This is a genomic window from Vogesella urethralis, from assembly GCF_007644045.2.
Classification (GTDB): domain Bacteria; phylum Pseudomonadota; class Gammaproteobacteria; order Burkholderiales; family Chromobacteriaceae; genus Vogesella; species Vogesella urethralis.
In genome coordinates this window covers 73,553-92,300 of the sequence record NZ_VMDW02000118.1, presented here as the reverse complement: position 1 = coordinate 92,300, position 18,748 = coordinate 73,553, and the positions used below count along the sequence as shown (strand labels likewise).

The following is an 18,748-nucleotide window of genomic DNA, read 5'->3' as shown; positions in this document are numbered from 1 at the left end:
CTTCAGTGACCTGCAGCGACTTTCTGCACGCCGCGCAGCGGGCCGGCACCGGCAGTGATGGCCGCCTGCAACGGTTGGCACAGCCCAAGCAGAAACAGCCACTCCACCACCACGAACAGCGGCCCCACCAGCAGGCCCAGCAAATCGTCGACAAACGCCGGCTTGCGGCCTTCGTACCAATGGCCGACAAACTGGATGACCCAGCCCAGCGCAAACAGCAACAGTCCCAGCCACAAGGCGCCAGGCTGCGCCGCCAGCAGCGTACCGGCCCAGCCGGTCAGCAGCATCAGTACCGTCATCAGCAGGCCCAGCGGGCGGCTTAGCGCCAGATAAAACGCACACGAGGCCAGCAGCACCGGCGCCAGCAGCGTCAGCCCGCTGCCCAGCGGCACCTGTGCCAGCAACTGCGCCACCGCCAGCACGATCAGCGGAATGCCGACAAAGTGGGTGCGGATATTGCGCACGTCGCGGTGGTAGCTGGCGTAATTGACTAAATGTTGTTCTAGCGTTTTCATGGTAGCCCTCCATCAGGTTGAGGCTCCATCATGCCCTTGCGCCCGGATTCACTCTGTCAAGCAGACGACAGAAGCCATGCTTTGCAGCGACTGGCGGCCGACCCTTGGTTTGCCGGCCTGCCGGATACCATGCAGGCCGCACTGCAGGCACTGGGCCAGCCACGACGCTTGCCGGCGGGCGGCTTCCTGTTTCTGCACGAAGACGCGCCTGACGGCCTGTACGGCATTCTGGAAGGCAGCATGGTGATCGGCAGCAGCTCGCTCACCGGCAAGCACAGCGTGCTGACCCGGCTGGGCGCCGGCCACTGGTTTGGCGAGGTGGCACTGTTCGACCACGGGCCGCGCACCCACGACGCCGGCAGCGACCGCGGTTGCCTGCTATGGCACGTCCCGCAAGCCGCGCTGCTGGGCTGGCTGCAAGGTTGGCCGCAAGGCTGGCTGCCGCTGGGGCAGCTGATGGCAGCCAAAACGCGCAAGCTGATGCAAGGCCTGGCCCAGCAAACGCTACTGTCGCCAGAGGCGCGACTGGCCCAGCGCCTGCTGTTGCTGGCAGATGGCGACGGCCGCATCCGGCTTAGCCAGGAAGCGCTGGCCAGCGCCACCGGCATCAGCCGCCAAACCTGCAACGCCATCCTGGGGCAGCTGGCCGATGCGGGGCTGATCAGCGTGGGCCGTGGCCAGTTGCAAGTACACGATCGCAGCGCGCTACAGCAGCTGGAAAGCGGGCAGACTTGAGCAAAAGCAGGCCGCCCTGCCAAGCAGCCATTACAATGGCGGCATGAACCTGCCAACCCGACACACCATGGGCCGTGCCCTGGCCGTCCGCTTGCTGTCGCTGTCCGCACTGGTACTCAGCGCGGTGGTGATGGGCACGCTGGGCTACCACCTGCTGGAAGGCTGGAGCGTCTTCGACAGCCTGTACATGACCGTCATCACGCTGGCCACCATCGGCTACGGCGAAACGCACCCGCTGGACACAGTGGGCCGCGTGTTTACCGTACTGCTGATCATCTTCGGCACCGGTGTGGTGGGTTACGGCATTTCTTCGCTTACCTTGCTGATGTTCCAGGGCGACCTGCCCCAATACCTGCGTGCACGCAAAATGGACAAGATCATTTCCCGCCTCGAGCAACACATCATCATCTGCGGCCTCAGCCGCACCGGGCTGTACGCGCTGGACGAACTGACCCAGGCCGGCCACGACGTGGTGATCATCGAAAAGAACGCCCAGCAAGCGCAGCAACTGCTGGACGGCCGCGACTATCCGTACATCATCGGTGACGCCACCGAAGACGCCAATCTGGAGGCCGCCGGCATCCACCGCGCCCGCGCCATCATTACCTGCCTGACCTCGGACGCCGACAACGCCTTCGTGGTAGTAACAGCGCGCAACCTGAGCCGCCAGATCAATATCGTGTCCAAGGCAGAAACCGAAAGTGCCCGCAAGAAGCTGAAAGCCGTCGGCGCCGACCAAGTAGTGATTCCGTCCTACCTTGGCGGCATGAACATGGCCAACCTGGTGGTCAAGCCGGAAACGCTGCACTTCTTTGAGCGATTGCACAGCCGCTACCCCAATACCTTCCGCGCGCAGGTGCTGGCCATTGATCCGGCATGGGTTGGCCGCAGCATTGCCGAATGCCTGCCGGTACGCGACGGCAGTGTGATTGTGGTAGCACTGGAACGGCCGGGTGGCGAGGTGGTGTTCAACCCGGCGTGGGAAACCCTGCTGCTGACGGGCGAGTCGCTGATGGTGATTTCGCGGCGCGATGACGGCGCGCTGGCGCTATAAGCAGCCTGCCACGCGCGATAATGAAAAAAGGTTGGCCGCGGCCAACCTTTTTGCTTGCCTGCTACCGCGCTTAGCCGAAGTGGCAGACGTAATGCAGGGTGTCGGTCACTTCGATCTGGAAAGAGCTCTCGCCCGGCACCGAGAACGAGTCGCCACCGCGGTAGGTGCGGGCTTCGGCTTCACCAGCCAGCGTGACTTTGCACTCGCCGGCGATCAGCTCCATCACTTCCGGCGCACCGGTACTGAACAGCAGCTTGGACGGCAGGATTACGCCTACCGACTTGCGGGTACCATCCTGCAGGATGACGGTGTGGCTGACACACTTGCCGTCAAAGTAAACGTTGGCTTGCTTTACCACGCTGACATTATCGAACTGACTCATGATTTCTCCTTGTTTGGGCACGGCCGTTACACGGCTCTTGCCCAGCATCATGCCCGCAGCCGATTTGCAGCGTCAACCTAGTTGCCACATCGGGCACTAGCGCACGTGCGGCAACACCATGCCGCGCTCGATCATGTCGCGCACCACCAGATTGAAACAATTGATCCACGCCGCATCAAACTGCGACTCGCAGGCGTTGATTTCGGCCACGGCACGCAATAGCGAGCGCACCTGGCGGCGCTGGCCATGCTTGAGAATAACGGCTTCGAAGGTATCGATGATGGCCAACAGCTTGGCACCTTCCATGATCAGCCCGGCCGGCTTGCCCGCCGGATAGCCGGTACCATCGATACGCTCGTGGTGATCGCGCACGATGCTGGCCGCCTCCTCCCACCCCTTCATCCGCATCAGCATGTCGGCCGCCCAGCCCGGGTGCGCCGCCAGCTGCAGACGCTCCTCGGCGCTGAGCTTGCCCTGTTTCAGCCACAACTCCTCCGGCAAGTACATCATGCCCACGTCGTGCATGTAGACGGCGGCCTCCAGCTGCAGCGGGTCCACCTTCCAGCCCGCCGCCTCGTTGCAGGCCGCTGCCAGCACCAGATTGCGCTCGGTACGGCCCTGAAACAGCACCGAGCGCTGCTCGAACTGCAACGCCAGGCTGCGGAAGTACTGCAGATCCGCCTCCTGCTGCGGGTTACGCGCCGGCAACGGCGCCACCGGCTGCTGCGGCAGGAAACCGGTAAGGCGCTTGATGACCAGCCAGGCCTGCGCCTCTACCAGCGCCGGCGGCTGCGCGGCCAGCTGGGTCATTTCGTCCACCATGCGGTTGAAATCGGCCAGCGAGATTTCGCGCCCGGTTTCCAGCTCGCTGACCAACAGCTCCAGCCGGTCCAGCGCCAGCAACAGCAGTTGCTCCAGTGCCGCCGTAAACGGCAGCGACCCGGCACGTACCATGCCCAGCAGGTCTTCTGCCGCGTGCACCATCGGCTCGACAAACGGCAGCCGGCACAGACCGGCATCGCCCTTGATGGTGTGAAAAAGCCGCATCAGCTCACCCAGCATGGCGATATCCTGCGGGCTCTGCCGCAAGGCGGCCAACAGGTTGGCAATACGCGGCGCGTAGTCATCGAGCGCGTACTGGAAGTCGGAAAAACTTTCTTCATCTTCAATGCGATATCGATCCATGCCTGTCTCCGTCATTAGCCTGCGTACTATTCACTGTGCCTGTGTGAACTATAGTTTGCGCCACCGCTACGCTGCGAGCTTTTCCAGCCAATACCCTGACGCATGCCAGCAAAGACCCTGATGCCAGTGGTTTTTTATCAGGGCACCACAAAAAACACTTGCCGACATTTGTAAGCGCAGGCAGACTGCGTGCTGCAGTTTTTCAAGTCGTGATCTGTCAGTTGTTGTAGTGGCGTTGCCCGTACCACAGTTTGTCATTTCCCTTGATTGACATGCGCTTTTCTCATACTCAACGCTATTCCATAAGGGAACAGAACATGGCAACCGGTACCGTTAAATGGTTCAATGACTCCAAGGGCTTCGGCTTCATCACTCCGGACAACGGCGGTGACGACGTATTCGCTCACTTCTCCCAGATCAACGCTAAAGGCTTCCGCACCCTGGCTGAAAACCAGCGTGTAAGCTTCGACATCGTTGAAGGCCCGAAAGGCAAACAGGCTTCCAACATCCAGGGTCTGTAATCCAGACACCCGGCTGTACGCCTGAAAAGAAACCCGGATGCCCGCATCCGGGTTTTTTGCATTAACCGCCCCGGAGCAAAACATGGAACTGACCCACGACGACATCATTGCCGCTACCCGCAACTGGCTGGAAAAGGCCGTGATCGGCCTCAACCTGTGCCCGTTTGCCAAGGCGGTGTACGTCAAAGACCAGGTGCGCATCATCGTCAGCGACGCCAAAGACCCGGCCGCGCTGCTGGAGCACCTGATGACCGAGCTGCGCCTGCTGGCCGACAGCGACCCGGAAGAAATCGATACCACGCTGCTGGTACACCCCTACGTACTGCAGCGCTTCCTGGACTTCAACGACTTCCTCGAAATTGCCGACGCAGCACTGGCCGACATGGGCCTGGAAGGCGAATTGCAGGTGGCCGACTTCCACCCCAAATTCCAGTTTGCCGGCACCACGCTGAACGACGTCAGCAACAATACCAACCGCTCGCCATTCCCCACCCTGCACCTGATTCGCGAGAGCAGTATCGACCGCGCAGTGGAAGCCTTTCCCGACGCTGCCACCATTTACGAGCGCAATATTGCCCTAATGCAGGAACTGGGCCGCGATGGCTGGGAAGCGCTGAATGTCGGCGCCCCGAAAGCCAAATAAGCGACCACCCGGCATTCAGTTTCCATGCCGGCTGCGACCCGGCCGCAAGCCAATAAAAAAACCGGCACAGCGCCGGTTTTTTTATTGAGACATTTAAATACTACTGGTTATGCGGGCATTTGCCGCGCACATCACGGTAACGCGCCCGGATTAACGGCATGTCGTGCGCAATATCGCCGGTGGGCTGAAACAGACCCATTACCCCGCCCTGTTTACGGGAAAAATCCAGGTAGCCCAGCGCGATGGGCACCTGCGCACCGCAGGCAATATGGTAAAAGCCGGTCTTCCATTCGCTGACCCGCGAACGGGTGCCTTCCGGCGGCACCGCCACCACCAGGCTATCGCTGAGTTGGTAGACCTCGATCATCTGCTCTACCAGCGAGTTTTTCTGGCGGCGATCGACAGAAATGCCCCCCAGCCAGCGCATCAGCGGGCCGGCCGGGCCGCTGAACAGCGTGTGCTTGCCCATCCAGTACAGTTTGGCACCGCCGGCAAAACAGAACATCAGCGTAAACGGGAAATCCCAGTTACTGGTATGCGGCGCGCCGATCAGCACGTATTTCTTGTCACGCGGGAAATCCCCCACCAAGCGCCAGCCCAGCAAACGCAGCATGATCAGGGAAAACCAGCGCAACAGCGTGCGCAGCACAGGGGTATCGAAAATGGTGTAGTGCATCCAGAGCAACCGCTAGATAAAAAAACGGCGCACTATAACACGCCGCCACCACCGCCACGGCAGCATTGAAAAGAATACTCGCCGCCAGCCATTCGATAGATTTTGCCAGACGAATACAACACTTCGGCGACACTTCCCCGCTTGCGGCAGTGCAACATGCAAATGGCGCTTGCCAGCCGGGCTGCAGCGGCGTAATAAAGCAGTAATGCAAAGCGGTCAGATTGCTAGATAGAGCAGCATCCCTTAATGAAGGAGAAGCCGTCATGTCGCAGTATCAGTCCAAATCTGCTTACTATGAAGTGCGCGCCGAAGTGCGCAGCAACATTCTTGCCGGCAAGCCGATGCCGCGCACTCGCCCGTGTGACATCCGTAACGCGGCCGCCCGGCGCGAAATCGAACGCCGGCGGATCGAGCGCGAGTCTCAGGAGTAAGCCGCTACCCCATCCTTCTGCCTGCCGCGCTCCGGCCCGGCAGCAGTCTGTTGCACACTAAAAAGGCTGCCCTTTCAGGCAGCCTTTACCTTGCCCACTCAAGCCTTGCACGCTACAGCGGCGTATCCAGCAGCGGTTCGCCATCCAGCAACGGCTCGCACGGCAACCAGACGCGGAAGATTGCGCCACCCTGCGGCAGGTTGGCCGCATTGATCTGGCCGCCGTAACGCTCGATCAGCCCCTGGCACACCCATAATCCCAAGCCGGTACCCTCTGCCTTGCGGGTAAAGAACGGCGTGAACAGCCGCGCCATGTCGGCGTCGGCAATGCCGCCGCCGCGGTCGGACACCGTCATCAATACGCCCGGCTGATCATCGCCGCCGTCGCAGTCGTGCGTCGCCAGCGCCAGCTCGCCGCCTTCCGGCATGGCTTGCAGCGCGTTCAGCAGCAAATTGATCAGCACCTGCTGCAGCTCGTAGCGGTTCACCAGTAGCGTGCGCTGCGCCTGCCATTCGGTACGCACCATCACCCGGCTACTGCCCAGCTGATGGCCGACCAGCACCAGGCTATCCTGGAACACCTCGTCGGCACGCACCTGCTGCAGATAGCCGGAGTACTCGTTGGGCCGGGCGTATTGCAGCAGCTTGGCCACAATCAGGCGGATGCGCTGCACTTGCTCGTTCAGCAGGCGGAATTCCTCGGCCACGGGGTCCGCCGCTGGCCCCAGTAGCTCCTGCATCAGCTCCAGGTTGCCCTGAATGACTGCCACCGGGTTGTTGACCTCGTGCGCGATGCCTGCCGCCAGCTGGCCGATGGCGGCCAGCTTCTCCGACTTGAACAGCTGCTGCTGTGCCGTCAGCAGCGTCTGGTTGGCTGCTGCCAGCTCGCGCGTCCGCGCTGCCACCTTGTCGTCCAGCTCGCTCGCCCAGCGCGTCAGCGCCTGATTTTGCGACTGGATGCGGTCCAGCAAATGGTCGAAATGGCTGGCCAGCAAGGCCAGCTCGTCCTGTTGCGGCAAGGCGCCCACGCGGGCGTCCAGCTGGCCGGCTTCCACACTGCGCATGGTGGCCCGCAAGCGCTCTACCGGCTGGATGACAGACTGAGCAAAGCGCCAGCTGATCCAGGCCGCCACCGCCATGGTGATGGCAAACAATACAAACAACACCGCCAGCGCCAGCCATTTGGCCAGCACGAAAGGCTGCTCCAGGAAACCGACGTACAGCATGCCAACGCGCTCGCCGCGGCTATCCAGCAAGGGCTGGTAGCCGGACACGTACCAGTCGCCCACCACCAGCGCCCGGTCCAGCCACATCTGACCGTGCTCCAGCACCTGGTCGGCTACCGCGCCGGATACGCGGGTGCCGATGGCGCGTTCGCCTTGCGGCAGCTTGACCGTGGTGGCGATGCGGACATCGTCCAGAAACAGCGTGGTCGCGCCCCGGCTATTGGCCGGCAGCGACCCCGGCGGGTAAACCAGATGCTGGATGCGATCGACAAAGCCCACGTTACGGTTGAGCAGCTGGCCGCCCACCAGCGCCAGACGCCGCCCCGGCAAGGCGGTTGCCGCATGCAACAGCAGGCCGCTCTGGCTCTGTTGCTGCCAGCTGGGCCGGGCGCCACGGGTTGGGCGCAATGCGATGGCAGCCTGCTGCCGAAAAGCCGGAGACAGCGCATCCAGCTGCTCGGCAGTAAACACATCCAACGCTACCCTGCTACCACCATTGACCGCCACCGCCGCCACCAAGCCGGCAGGATAGGGCTGTGATCGTGCCGCAGGCAACGACGCGGCCAACACACGGCGCTCCTCATCCAGCAACACCAGATAGTCCAGCCCCAGTGCGGCGGCCCGTGCTTGCAGCAAGCCGTCCAGCGATTGCTCCGGCCGCCGTTGCGCGTCGGCCAGCATCTCGGACGTGGCCAACGCTTCGATGCTGCGCCCAAGCTCGCCTTGCACCCGCTCGAAGTAGGTATTGGCCACCGCCAGGTCGCTGCGCACCTTGAACACCAGCAGCTCCTGGAACGCCGCACCGCCCCAACCGGCCAGCAGCAGCAACAACACCGGAAAGCCGCCCACCAGCGGTAGCAAGGCCAGCGCCACAAAGCGGTTGCGTACCGAGCGGTTCAGCGGCTGCATCAGCCGCTGCCAGCCCTGTCTTACTCGCCCCAGACCAGACATTTGCGCTCCAGTGTCTTACGCGAGATACCCAGCCGCCGCGCGGCTTCGGATTTGTTGCCGCCGCAGGCGGCCAACACTGCGCGGATATGGCGGTTTTCCACGGTAGCCAGGCTGTCGCCCTCCTCGCCCAGGTTGGCCGCCATCTCCGCTGGCAGGCTACCGGCAGCCGCTGCCCGCGTGCACGGCAGGTCACGCGGCACATAGCCCAGAATCAGCGAGCGCTCGACCAGGTTTTTCAGCTCACGCACATTGCCCGGCCAGTCGTAGGCAGCCATCGCCGCCAGTACCGCCGGCTCCACCTCCACCGGCTGCACGCCCAGCGCTGGGCTCAGCAAATCCATGAAATGGGCGGTCAGCGCCGGCAGGTCTTCAGTGCGCTCGCGCAGCGGCGGCAGGTGCAACTCCAGCACCTGCAGGCGGTAGTAAAGATCGGCGCGGAAGCGGCCGGCAGCCACCTCGTCGGCCAGCGGTTTGTTGGTGGCGGCGATCACGCGCACGTCCACCTTGATTTCCTGCTCCGACCCCACCGGGCGGATGCGGCGCTCCTCCAGCACCCGCAGCAGCTTGGCCTGGATAGCCAACGGCAGCTCGCCGATTTCGTCCAGAAACAGCGTGCCGCCGCGCGCGTAATAAAACAGGCCATCGCGGCTGCCGGTGGCACCGGTATAGGCGCCTTTCACATGGCCAAACAGCTCGCTTTCGATCAGTTCTTGCGCGATGGCCGCGCAGTTCACCGGCACAAAACTGGCGTCGGCACGCGGGCTTTGCTGATGCAGCGCCCGTGCCACCACTTCCTTGCCGGTGCCCGACTCGCCCTGAATCAGCACCGTAGACGGCATCGGCGCAAAACGCTGCAGCATGGCGCGCACGTCGGCGATGGCCGGCGATTCGCCGATCAGGCCGTCGCGGCTGACGTGGCTGCGGCTGGCGTGCGACGCCACTTCGCGGCGCAGCACCCAGTTTTCCGCCTCCAGCCGCGCACGCTCAAAGGCACGCCGCGCCGCGTTGATCAATTGCGCCAGCGAAAACGGCTTCAGCAGGAAATCGGACGCGCCGGCACGCAGCGCGTCGATGGCGGTTTCCACGTCGGCGAACGCCGTCATCAGCATCACCTCGCTATTCACACCGCGCTCACGCAGCTGTTTCAGCCAGCTCACGCCCGACATGCCGGGCAGCGAGATATCCAGCACGATCAGGTCGAAACGCTGCTGCGCCAGCAGCTGCTCGCCTTCTTCGGCACTGCCTGCGGTCAACACCGTACCGCAGCGCACTTCCAGCGCCCGGCGGATGAAATTCACCATGCCCGGCTCGTCATCTACCACCAGCACGCTGTAACTGCCCCACGGCTTGTCACTACTTGCGGCCAACTTGTCTTCTTGCTGCAAGACCCTACCCCTTGTGCGGACAAACTGTCGCAACGCCAGGCCGGCATTGCGTCACTTTGTCTTATGGGCGGGTGACATGCCGGCACCCGGCACCACCCAACCCTTTGTTTATTCGTTGAAAAAGCAAAAACCCTACTACAGGCACGGCAAATGCTATGTCAAGGCTATTGCGCAACCCGGCGTACGTCAAACGAATAGCGATAAAAAGGAGAGTCCGATGGAAGTGAACCGGCGGCAGTTTTTCAAACTCAGCGCAGCGCAGGTGGGTGCCTCCAGCCTGGTGGCGATGGGGTTCAGCCCCAGCGAAGCGCTGGCCGAAGTGCGGCAGTTCAAGCTGATGGGCGCACGCGAAACGCGTAACACCTGTACCTACTGTTCGGTAGGCTGTGGCCTGATCCTGTACAGCCTGGGCGACGGCGCCAAGAACGCCAAATCGGAAATCTTCCACATCGAAGGCGACCCGGACCACCCGGTCAGCCGCGGCTCGCTGTGCCCCAAAGGCGCCGGCCTGCTGGACTTCATCCATAGCCCCAAACGCCTAAAATACCCGGAAGTGCGCGAAGCCGGCAGCAATGAATGGAAGCGCATCAGCTGGCACGATGCGCTGCACCGCATTGCCCGCCACATGAAGGACGACCGCGACGCCAACGTGGTGGAAAAAAACGCCGACGGCGTGCCGGTCAACCGCTGGCTGTCTACCGCCATGCTTACCGCGTCGGCCGGCTCCAACGAAACCGGCATCATCACGCAGAAGTTCTTGCGCAGCCTGGGCATCATCGCCACCGACGCGCAAGCCCGCGTCTGCCACGGCCCCACTGTGTCGGCACTGGCGTCCACCTTTGGCCGCGGCGCGATGACCAATAGCTGGGTAGACATCAAGAACGCCGACTTCATCCTGGTGATGGGCGGCAACGCCGCCGAGGCGCACCCGGTGGGCTTCAAGTGGGCCATCGAAGCCAAGAAAACACGCGGCACCAAGCTGATCGTGGTAGACCCGCGCTACAACCGCACCGCCGCGGTGTCCGACCTGTACCTGCCGATCCGCGCCGGCGCCGACATCCCGTTCCTGGGCGGCGTGATCAACTGGCTGATCGGCCACGACAAGATCCACTGGGACTACGTGAAGGCCTACACCAACGCCAGCTTCATCGTCGGCGAAGGCTATGGCTTTGAAGAAGGCCTGTTCAGCGGCTACGACGAAGCCAAGGGCAAGTACGACCGCAGCAGCTGGGCCTACGAGCTGGACGCCGACGGCAACGCCAAGACCGACCCCACGCTGCAGCACCCGCGCTGCGTGTGGAACCTGATGAAGGCGCACTTTGCCCGTTACACACCGGAAGTGGTAACCAACCTGTGCGGTACACCGGTAGAAGGCTTTCTGGAAGTGTGCAAGCAGCTGGGCGAAACCGCCCGCCCGGACAAAGTGGGCACCATCCTGTACGCACTGGGCTGGACCCAGCACACCGTAGGCGCGCAGAACATCCGCACCATGGCCATGATCCAGCTGCTGCTGGGCAATATGGGCATGCCCGGTGGCGGCGTGAACGCGCTGCGCGGCCACTCCAACATCCAGGGCCTGTCCGATCTGGGCCTGCTGTCCACCTCGCTGCCGGGCTACCTGACGCTACCCAACGAGAAAGACCACCCCGACTACGCCAGCTACATCGCCAAAACCACGCCCAAGGCGCTGCAGCCCAACCAGTTCAACTACTGGAGCAACACCCCCAAGTTCTTTGTCAGCCTGATGAAGTGGTTCTGGGGCGACAAGGCCACCGCAGACAACAACTGGGGCTTCGACTGGCTGCCGAAGTGGGACAAACTGTACGACGTGCTGCACATCGTGGAGCTGATGCACCAGGGCAAGATCAACGGCTTCATCGTGCAGGGCTTCAACCCGCTGGCGTCCTTCCCCGATGCCACCAAGGTGACGCAGGCGTTCAGCAAGCTGAAGTACATGGTGATCATCGACCCGATCGCCACCGAGACCTCCACCTTCTGGCAAAACCACGGCGACGCGCACGACGTGAACCCGGCCGACATCCACACCGAGGTGTTCCGCCTGCCGTCCACCTGTTTTGCCGAAGAAGACGGCGCCATTGTCAGCTCGGCGCGCTGGCTGCAGTGGCACTGGAAAGGCGCCGACGCGCCGGGCGAAGCCAAGGGCGACAACGAGATCATCGGCGAGCTGTTCAACACCCTGCGCCAGCTCTACCTCAAGGAAGGCGGCAAGGTGGCCGAGCCCATCCTGAACGTGGCCTGGAACTACCGCGACCCCAACGCGCCATCGGCAGAAGAGCTGGCCCGCGAGATGAACGGCAAGGCGCTGGCCGACCTGCCGGACCCGAAAGAAGCCGGCAAATTCCTGGCCAAGAAAGGCGAGCAGCTACCCGGCTTTGCCGCGCTGCAGGACGACGGCAGCACCAGTTGCGCCTGCTGGATTTTCTCCGGCAGCTGGACACAGGCTGGTAATCAGATGGCCCGTCGCGACAATACCGATACCGGCCTGGGCAACACCCCCGGCTGGGCCTGGGCGTGGCCGGCCAACCGTCGCATCCTGTACAACCGCGCCAGCTGCACCCCGGCCGGCGCACCGTGGGACCCGACACGCAAGCTGATCGCCTGGAACGGCGAGAAATGGGCCGGTGCCGACATCCCCGACTTCAAGGCCGACGCCGGCCCGGATAGCGGCATGAACCCGTTCATCATGAACCCGGAAGGCGTGGCACGGCTGTTCTGTACCGACAAGCTGGCAGACGGCCCCTTCCCCGAGCACTACGAGCCGATGGAAAGCCCGATCGGTACCAACCCGCTGCACCCCAAGGTAGTGAGCAGCCCGGCGGTACGCATCTTCAAGACCGACCGCGATCGCCTGGGCACGCACAAAGAGTTTCCGTACGTGGGCACCACCTACCGCCTGACCGAGCACTTCCAGTTCTGGACCAAGTCGGTACTGCTGAACGCCATCGCGCAACCGGAGCAATTTGTCGAGATCGGCACCGCGCTGGCGCAGGAAAAAGGCATCGTGCAGGGCGATACGGTGAAGGTCAGCTCCAAGCGCGGCTTCATCAAGGCCAAGGCGGTGGTCACCAAGCGGCTGATGGCGCTGAAGGTGAACGGCCAGACCGTCCACCAGATCGGCATTCCGCTGCACTGGGGCTGGGAAGGCGTGGCGCAGAAAGGCTACCTCACCAACAGCCTGCCGCCGGCGGTAGGTGACTGCAATACGCAGACGCCCGAGTACAAATCCTTCCTTGTGAACCTGGAAAAAGCCTGAGGAGCCACGGACCATGGCATTGCAATCCCTTGATATCAGCCGCCGCTCCGCCAGCCCCACGGCCAGCCCGCAGGCGCGCAAGACCATCGAAATCGCCAAACTGATCGACACCTCCACCTGTATCGGCTGCAAGGCCTGCCAGGTGGCCTGTTCGGAATGGAACGACATCCGCGAGGAGGTTGGCCACAACATCGGCGTCTACGACAACCCCACCGACCTCAGCGCCGACGCCTGGACGGTGATGCGTTTTGCCGAAGAAGACAGTAACGGCAAGCTGGAATGGCTGATCCGCAAAGACGGCTGCATGCACTGCGCCGACCCCGGCTGCCTGAAGGCCTGTCCGTCGCCGGGCGCCATCATCCAGTACAGCAACGGCATTGTGGATTTCCACCAGGAAAACTGCATCGGCTGCGGCTACTGCATCTCCGGCTGCCCGTTCAACGTGCCGCGCATCAGCAAGAAGGACAACAAGGCCTACAAGTGCACGCTGTGCTCCGACCGCGTGTCGGTGGGCCTGGAGCCGGCCTGCGTGAAAACCTGCCCCACCGGCGCCATCCAGTTCGGCAGCAAGGAAGACATGAAGGAAGTGGCCGCCACCCGCGTCACCGACCTCAAATCCCGCGGCTACGCCAACGCCGGCCTGTACGACCCGCAAGGCGTGGGCGGCACCCACGTGATGTACGTGCTGCACCACGCCGACAAGCCAGAGCAGTACTCGGGCTTGCCGAAAGACCCGGCCATCAGCACCACGGTGCAGCTGTGGAAAGGCTGGCTGAAACCGCTGGCCACGGTGGGCATTGCCGCCGCCGGCCTGTTCGGCTTCTTCCACTACATCACCGTCGGCCCCAACCGCCCGGACGAAGACGATAGCCACGCTGCGGCCAACCCGGCTGCCAAAGAGGAGGACAAGGCATGAAAGAGCAACTGATCCAGCGCTACAGCGCGGCCGAACGCATCAACCACTGGATTGTGGCGGTGTGCTTCATCCTGCTGGCGCTGTCCGGCCTGGCCTTCTTCTACCCGGCCTTTTTCTGGCTGACCGGCGTGTTCGGTACCCCGCAGCTGGCGCGCATCGTGCACCCGTTCGTCGGCGTGATCATGTTCCTGGCTTTTGCGCGGCAGTTCTTCCGCTACTGGCACCACAACCTGATCAACAGCGAAGACATCCGCTGGATGAAGTCGGTCAAAACGGTACTGTCCGGCCACGAAGTGGGCGATATCGGCAAATACAACGGCGGCCAGAAAGGCATGTTCTGGCTGATGTGCGCCTGCATGGGCGTGCTGCTGGTGTCGGGCTTCATCGCCTGGCGGCCGTACTTTGCCGGCTACTTCCCCATTCCGGTCATCCGCCTGGCGCTGCTGGCGCACGCCTGGGCCGCCACCGGCCTGATCGCCGGCATCATCGTGCACGTGTACGCCGCGTTCTGGGTGAAAGGCACCATCCGCGCCATGGTGGAAGGCGTGGTCACCCACGCCTGGGCCAAGAAGCACCACCCGCGCTGGTACCGCGAGATGACAGGAAAACAGAAGTGAGCTGCGCGCAACCGCTGGCCGGCGACAGCCTGCCCTTGCAACAAGACCGCCCGGTACTGCGCGTACAGGGCGGGCTGGCGCACCCGGACAGCGACGTGCTGATCGACGAGGTGCCGGTGGCGATGGTGTACAACGGCATCTCGCACGCGGTGCTGCTGGCCAGCCCCGGCGACCTGGCGGACTTCGCACTGGGCTTTTCCTTGAGCGAAGGCATTCTGCAGCAGCCGGGCGAGCTGTACGACTGCGAGCTGTGGCACGGCAGCGCCGGCATCGAGCTGCGGCTGGAAATATCCAGCGCGCGCTTTGCCGCGCTGAAAGACCGCCGCCGCAGCCTTAGCGGCCGTACCGGCTGCGGCCTGTGCGGCGTCGATAGCCTGGACGCCGTCGCCCGCGCCATCCCGCCGCTGCCGCTGCGGCCAACCCTGCACGTGGATAGCGTGGCGCGTGCACTGGCCGCGCTGCCTGCGCAGCAGCCGCTGCACGCCGCCACCGGCGCCGCACACGGCGCAGCCTACTGCCGCGCCGACGGCAGCATCGTCCTCGTACGCGAAGACGTTGGCCGCCACAACGCACTGGACAAGCTGATCGGCGCGCTGCGTCGCCAGCGCATCGCCTGCCACGACGGCTTTGTGCTGGTGTCCAGCCGCGCCAGTTACGAAATGGTGCAGAAAACCGCCCTCGCCGGCATTCCGGCGCTGGTGGCGGTGTCTGCCCCCACCGCCTACGCGGCCAACCTAGCCGCCCACTGCGGCCTGCTGCTGGCCGGCTTTGCCCGCCCCGGCCGCCTGGTGGCCTATACCGAGACCGGGCGCTTGCACTCCGCCCCCGTAATGGAAAACGACTATGTTGATTGACGATCTGGACATTCAGGACACCGCCCAAGCCCAGCCGCTGCGTCCGCCAGGGCAGCAGGTGTTTGCCCGTCGCGCCGAGCGGCTGGCCCGCCTGGCCGACGGCCACAGCATGGCCGGCTACCTGCAACTGTGCGCCGCTATCGCCCGCGCCCAGCAACAGCTGTTCGATGCCCTGGCCGCGCAAGCGCTGCACGACATCGCCGCGCTACGCGAGCTGCTCAGCCGCTTGCAACAAGCGCTGGGCGACACCCTGCCCTCCGCCAGCCAGCAAGCGCTGCACTGCCTGCTGGCGCTGGACGACGACGCACTGCAACTGGCCGCCGCCCAGCTGCGCGACGGTCTGCCGGCGGCCAACCCGGCGTGGCAGGCCGGCCTGCCCTTGCTCGGTGCGGCCATGCAGATCCAGGCGGTCATCAGCGCCCGCCAGCGTGACCTAGGCAGCCTGCGCCCGGACGAAAGCAGCCAGTGCCCGGTGTGCCACGCGCCACCGGTGGCGTCGGTTCTACGCCGAGGCGACAGCGGCCACGCGGTACGCTTTGCCTGCTGCAGCCAGTGCGCCAGCGAGTGGCACATCAGCCGGGTGAAGTGCGTGTCCTGCGGCAACACCCGCCAGCTGCAGTACCGCAGCCTGGCCCGCCAGGACGTGCCGCCTCCCGCCGCCGACCCGAAGCAGCCGCACACCTACCGCGCGGTGCAAGAGGTGGAATGCTGCGACGCCTGCCAGGGCGAGCTGAAAATGGTATCCACGCTGCTGGACGCGCAAGCCGAGGCGTTTGCCGACGACCTGGCCAGCCTGCTACTGGACATGTTGGCCGCAGAAGCCGGCTACGGCCGCATCGGCGTCAACCCCTACTTCGTTGCCGGCGAAGCCTGAGCCTGACCGCATCGCAATGCGCACTGGCCGCCCTCGGGCGGCCAGTTTGTTTTGCGCCGCCAACCGGGGCAGGCCGGCCTGCGGTCAAACGGACAGCAGGCGCATCAGACCACCCGCCAAACCGCTGGCGACAATAACCGGGATGACCCCGACCTTGAACCGGAACAAGGCGATGGCGGCCAGCACTGCCAGCAGCGCTGCGCGCCAGTCAAACGCGCCACCCAGCCCGGCTGGCCACAACACGTGGTAGGCAAAAAACAGCGCCAGGTTCAGGATGACGCCGACCACGGCGGCAGTGATGGCGGTAAGCGGTGCGGTAAATTTCAGCTGGCCATGGGTGGTTTCGATGAACGGCCCGCCCGCCAGGATGAAGATGAAAGACGGCAAAAAGGTAAACCAGGTCACCAGCGTGGCCGCCACCGCGCCGGCCAGGAACAGGCTATCCGGCCCGAACACGGCTTTGACGTAGCCACCGACAAAACCGACAAAGGTCACCACCATGATCAGCGGCCCCGGCGTGGTTTCCCCCAACGCCAGCCCGTCCATCATTTGCGTGGGACTGAGCCAGCCATAGCTGCCCACTGCGCCCTGATACACATACGGCAATACCGCGTAAGCACCGCCAAAGGTCAGCAAGGCTGCCTTGGTAAAGAACCAGCCCATCTGGGTCAGCGTATGCGGCCAACCATACCAGGCGGTCAGCAAGCCCATCGGCAGCAGCCACAACAACGCCCCCGCCAGCAGCACCCGGCGCAGGCGCGGCCAGCTAAACAGCGCGTGCGGCGGCGTGGGGGTATGGTCGTCGATCATGGCGCTGCCCGCCGGCAAGCCAGCGGGGCCGTGCCCGCCATTGCCCTGAAATACAGCCGGTGCCACGCGCCCGCCGACATAACCGATAAGCGCTGCGGTAAGGACAATCACCGGGAACGGCACCCCCAGCGCAAAGATCGCCACGAAAGCTGCCGCTGCTATCGCCCACAAGGCTCGGTGCTTCAGCGCACGCGAACCGATGCGATGCGCCGCCTGCAGCACGATAGCCGTCACCGCCGGCTTGATGCCGAACAACAGCCCGGCCACCCACGGCACGTCGCCAAACGCGACGTACACCCAGGCCAGGCCGATCAGCATGAACAAAGACGGCAGAATGAACAAAGCACCGGCGGCAATGCCGCCCCAGGTGCGGTGCATCAGCCAGCCAATGTACGTGGCCAACTGCTGCGCCTCCGGTCCGGGCAGCACCATGCAGTAATTGAGCGCATGCAGGAAGCGGCGTTCGGAGACCCAGCGCCGCCGCTCTACCAGCTCCTGGTGCATGATGGCGATCTGCCCGGCCGGGCCGCCAAAACTGATGAAACCCAGCTTCAGCCAGAAGCGGAAGGCTTGCCAGAAACCGACGTGATGTGGCGCTTCGTTTGCAGGGGTGGATGGCGGCATGGTGCAGATGCTTGGAAAGACAAAACGCCAGTTTACCCAAGCTGGCGTGGCCACCTGGCATGTTTTGCTGGCAAGCTTATTCCGCCCGCCGACAAGCGCCTGCCGGTCACTGCGGACTGCCCGGCACACTCAAGGCCGGATGGTGCCATCCCAGCGGTAGTAGATATCCCATTCCTCCTCGTGCGTGGGCACGAAGCCGTGGCGCTGGTAAAACCGGTTGGCCGCGCTGCCCCGCAGCGCCCCCAGCTTGATCGGCAACCCAGCGGCAGCCGCCTCGGCCTGCAATTGCCGCAGTACCGCGCTGCCGACACCCTGCCCTTGCTGCGCCGGCAGCAGGTAGAAGTGGTCGAGATAATGGTGGTCGCTTTGCCGGCGACACGCCAGAAAGCCGATGCGCTGGCCGGCGCGCACGATCCAGCGGGTAATGGCCGGCTGGTAACTGGCGGCCAAGCGTTCGCGGGCGCGCTGCGGGTCGAAGCGGCCGATGGCGCTGAGGCTGGGCTGCATCGCCGCCAGCCGCAGAGCCAGCAAGGCCTCGAAGTCGTCATCGGCACACGGCGCCAGCTGATAGCCCACCGCTGCCGCCGCATCAGCCAGCGGCTTGCGCATGAACACGCTCAGCGGGTGGTCGGGGTAGTCGCCAAACGCAGCGCAGCGTTCAAAACCCTGCGCCGCGTAGAAGGCCAGCGCCGCCGGCTGCAGCGGGCCGGTTTCCAGCATCAACGCGGGGCAGCCTGCTGCCTGTGCGGCGACGATCAGCTGCTGCAGCAATAGCGCGGCAACGCCCTGCCCGCGCAGCGCCGGCTGCACGTACATGCGCTTGATCTCGCCATAATCGCCGCCCAGCACCACAGCGGCGCAGCCACGCGCCACGCCGTCTGCGTCGCGCGCTACGGCAAAACGCACCTGCGGCTGGGCCAGCGCGGCGATGTCCAAGGTATAGCAGGCTTCAGGTGGGTACAGGCTGCCCTGGTAGGCGTCCAACTCGGCAATGAGGGCGATAATGTCGGCTTGGTCCGGGTGTTCGAAGGCGATGTGCATGGCAGGCGTCCGGCGGGCGAAAGGTTGGCCGCAAA

At 64.0% G+C, this 18,748-nt stretch carries 18 protein-coding genes; 10 read left to right on the top strand and 8 right to left on the bottom strand.

Going from position 1 to position 18,748, the window contains the following annotated elements; translation table 11 throughout:
• Nucleotides 1–2 precede the first annotated feature (2 nt).
• Nucleotides 3–515, bottom strand: coding sequence for an Mpo1 family 2-hydroxy fatty acid dioxygenase (locus FLQ03_RS15185; protein ID WP_144371734.1), 513 nt, complete (start codon nt 513–515; stop codon nt 3–5).
• 81 nt (nt 516–596) lie between these two features.
• Here FLQ03_RS15185 and FLQ03_RS15180 point away from each other — a divergent pair, with 81 nt between their 5' ends.
• Nucleotides 597–1,250, top strand: coding sequence for a Crp/Fnr family transcriptional regulator (locus FLQ03_RS15180; RefSeq protein ID WP_170252439.1), 654 nt, complete (start codon nt 597–599; stop codon nt 1,248–1,250).
• 43 nt (nt 1,251–1,293) lie between these two features.
• Nucleotides 1,294–2,304: a potassium channel family protein gene (locus FLQ03_RS15175; RefSeq protein WP_144371732.1), complete on the top strand. Its 1,011-nt coding sequence runs from the start codon at nt 1,294–1,296 to the stop codon at nt 2,302–2,304.
• A 70-nt stretch (nt 2,305–2,374) separates the two neighbouring features.
• Here FLQ03_RS15175 and ppnP read toward each other — a convergent pair whose 3' ends face one another.
• Together ppnP and FLQ03_RS15165 are read right to left on the bottom strand one after the other, a co-directional pair.
• On the bottom strand, nt 2,375–2,686 hold the full coding sequence (ppnP, locus tag FLQ03_RS15170; protein ID WP_144371731.1) for a pyrimidine/purine nucleoside phosphorylase: 312 nt from the start codon (nt 2,684–2,686) through the stop codon (nt 2,375–2,377).
• Between the two features lie 96 nt (nt 2,687–2,782).
• Complete coding sequence (locus FLQ03_RS15165) at nt 2,783–3,871, bottom strand: HD domain-containing phosphohydrolase (protein ID WP_170252438.1); 1,089 nt, start codon at nt 3,869–3,871, stop codon at nt 2,783–2,785.
• Nucleotides 3,872–4,188: 317 nt separating this feature from the next.
• On the opposite strand from FLQ03_RS15165, the gene FLQ03_RS15160 reads away from it, so the two are divergent.
• On the top strand, nt 4,189–4,392 hold the full coding sequence (locus FLQ03_RS15160; RefSeq protein WP_144371729.1) for a cold-shock protein: 204 nt from the start codon (nt 4,189–4,191) through the stop codon (nt 4,390–4,392).
• A gap of 82 nt (nt 4,393–4,474) precedes the next feature.
• The gene (locus FLQ03_RS15155) at nt 4,475–5,035 is read left to right on the top strand and encodes a DUF1415 domain-containing protein (protein WP_144371728.1); all 561 of its coding nucleotides are present in this window, start codon (nt 4,475–4,477) and stop codon (nt 5,033–5,035) included.
• Nucleotides 5,036–5,135: 100 nt separating this feature from the next.
• On the opposite strand, the gene FLQ03_RS15150 is transcribed toward FLQ03_RS15155, so the two are convergent.
• Nucleotides 5,136–5,711, bottom strand: coding sequence for a lysophospholipid acyltransferase family protein (locus FLQ03_RS15150; protein ID WP_170252437.1), 576 nt, complete (start codon nt 5,709–5,711; stop codon nt 5,136–5,138).
• A 263-nt stretch (nt 5,712–5,974) separates the two neighbouring features.
• Here FLQ03_RS15150 and FLQ03_RS19175 point away from each other — a divergent pair, with 263 nt between their 5' ends.
• Complete coding sequence (locus FLQ03_RS19175; RefSeq protein WP_170252436.1) at nt 5,975–6,142, top strand: hypothetical protein; 168 nt, start codon at nt 5,975–5,977, stop codon at nt 6,140–6,142.
• 112 nt (nt 6,143–6,254) lie between these two features.
• Here FLQ03_RS19175 and FLQ03_RS19615 read toward each other — a convergent pair whose 3' ends face one another.
• Both FLQ03_RS19615 and FLQ03_RS15140 read right to left on the bottom strand, forming a co-directional pair.
• Nucleotides 6,255–8,276, bottom strand: coding sequence for a sensor histidine kinase (locus FLQ03_RS19615; RefSeq protein ID WP_206210998.1), 2,022 nt, complete (start codon nt 8,274–8,276; stop codon nt 6,255–6,257).
• 20 nt (nt 8,277–8,296) lie between these two features.
• The gene (locus tag FLQ03_RS15140; protein WP_144371726.1) at nt 8,297–9,703 is read right to left on the bottom strand and encodes a sigma-54-dependent transcriptional regulator; all 1,407 of its coding nucleotides are present in this window, start codon (nt 9,701–9,703) and stop codon (nt 8,297–8,299) included.
• A gap of 217 nt (nt 9,704–9,920) precedes the next feature.
• Here FLQ03_RS15140 and fdnG point away from each other — a divergent pair, with 217 nt between their 5' ends.
• Genes fdnG through fdhE form a run of 5 tightly spaced genes read left to right on the top strand, consistent with a single transcriptional unit; the run spans nt 9,921 to nt 16,238 of the window.
• Entirely contained in the window at nt 9,921–12,977 is a 3,057-nt protein-coding gene (gene fdnG / locus FLQ03_RS15135) for a formate dehydrogenase-N subunit alpha (protein ID WP_144371725.1), read from the top strand.
• 13 nt (nt 12,978–12,990) lie between these two features.
• Nucleotides 12,991–13,893 (top strand): formate dehydrogenase subunit beta, encoded by a 903-nt coding sequence (gene fdxH, locus FLQ03_RS15130; RefSeq protein WP_144371724.1) that lies wholly within the window; start codon nt 12,991–12,993, stop codon nt 13,891–13,893.
• Nucleotides 13,890–14,510: a formate dehydrogenase subunit gamma gene (locus FLQ03_RS15125; RefSeq protein ID WP_144371723.1), complete on the top strand. Its 621-nt coding sequence runs from the start codon at nt 13,890–13,892 to the stop codon at nt 14,508–14,510. Before fdxH ends, FLQ03_RS15125 begins: the two co-directional genes overlap by 4 nt.
• Entirely contained in the window at nt 14,507–15,364 is an 858-nt protein-coding gene (fdhD, locus tag FLQ03_RS15120; RefSeq protein WP_144371722.1) for a formate dehydrogenase accessory sulfurtransferase FdhD, read from the top strand. The genes FLQ03_RS15125 and fdhD overlap by 4 nt, the downstream gene beginning before the upstream one ends.
• The gene (fdhE, locus tag FLQ03_RS15115) at nt 15,354–16,238 is read left to right on the top strand and encodes a formate dehydrogenase accessory protein FdhE domain-containing protein (RefSeq protein WP_144371721.1); all 885 of its coding nucleotides are present in this window, start codon (nt 15,354–15,356) and stop codon (nt 16,236–16,238) included. The genes fdhD and fdhE overlap by 11 nt, the downstream gene beginning before the upstream one ends.
• Before the next feature lie 84 nt (nt 16,239–16,322).
• Here the strand turns inward: fdhE and chrA are convergent, their stop codons facing one another.
• Both chrA and FLQ03_RS19295 read right to left on the bottom strand, forming a co-directional pair.
• On the bottom strand, nt 16,323–17,672 hold the full coding sequence (gene chrA / locus FLQ03_RS15110; RefSeq protein WP_144371720.1) for a chromate efflux transporter: 1,350 nt from the start codon (nt 17,670–17,672) through the stop codon (nt 16,323–16,325).
• Between the two features lie 129 nt (nt 17,673–17,801).
• Complete coding sequence (locus tag FLQ03_RS19295) at nt 17,802–18,713, bottom strand: GNAT family N-acetyltransferase (RefSeq protein WP_206210997.1); 912 nt, start codon at nt 18,711–18,713, stop codon at nt 17,802–17,804.
• Nucleotides 18,714–18,748: the final 35 nt, after the last annotated feature.

Excerpts from the sequence above, each read along its gene's own strand:
- FLQ03_RS15175 (WP_144371732.1), top strand. The coding sequence starts at position 1,294 with ATGAACCTGCCAACCCGACACACCATGGGCCGTGCCCTGGCCGTCCGC.
- FLQ03_RS15185 (WP_144371734.1), bottom strand. The coding sequence starts at position 515 with ATGAAAACGCTAGAACAACATTTAGTCAATTACGCCAGCTACCACCGC.
- FLQ03_RS19615 (WP_206210998.1), bottom strand. The coding sequence starts at position 8,276 with ATGCAGCCGCTGAACCGCTCGGTACGCAACCGCTTTGTGGCGCTGGCC.
- FLQ03_RS15150 (WP_170252437.1), bottom strand. The coding sequence starts at position 5,711 with ATGCACTACACCATTTTCGATACCCCTGTGCTGCGCACGCTGTTGCGC.
- FLQ03_RS15125 (WP_144371723.1), top strand. The coding sequence starts at position 13,890 with ATGAAAGAGCAACTGATCCAGCGCTACAGCGCGGCCGAACGCATCAAC.
- fdnG (WP_144371725.1), top strand. The coding sequence starts at position 9,921 with ATGGAAGTGAACCGGCGGCAGTTTTTCAAACTCAGCGCAGCGCAGGTG.
- FLQ03_RS19175 (WP_170252436.1), top strand. The coding sequence starts at position 5,975 with ATGTCGCAGTATCAGTCCAAATCTGCTTACTATGAAGTGCGCGCCGAA.
- fdxH (WP_144371724.1), top strand. The coding sequence starts at position 12,991 with ATGGCATTGCAATCCCTTGATATCAGCCGCCGCTCCGCCAGCCCCACG.
- FLQ03_RS15165 (WP_170252438.1), bottom strand. The coding sequence starts at position 3,871 with ATGGATCGATATCGCATTGAAGATGAAGAAAGTTTTTCCGACTTCCAG.
- FLQ03_RS19295 (WP_206210997.1), bottom strand. The coding sequence starts at position 18,713 with ATGCACATCGCCTTCGAACACCCGGACCAAGCCGACATTATCGCCCTC.
- fdhE (WP_144371721.1), top strand. The coding sequence starts at position 15,354 with ATGTTGATTGACGATCTGGACATTCAGGACACCGCCCAAGCCCAGCCG.
- chrA (WP_144371720.1), bottom strand. The coding sequence starts at position 17,672 with ATGCCGCCATCCACCCCTGCAAACGAAGCGCCACATCACGTCGGTTTC.
- ppnP (WP_144371731.1), bottom strand. The coding sequence starts at position 2,686 with ATGAGTCAGTTCGATAATGTCAGCGTGGTAAAGCAAGCCAACGTTTAC.
- FLQ03_RS15155 (WP_144371728.1), top strand. The coding sequence starts at position 4,475 with ATGGAACTGACCCACGACGACATCATTGCCGCTACCCGCAACTGGCTG.
- FLQ03_RS15160 (WP_144371729.1), top strand. The coding sequence starts at position 4,189 with ATGGCAACCGGTACCGTTAAATGGTTCAATGACTCCAAGGGCTTCGGC.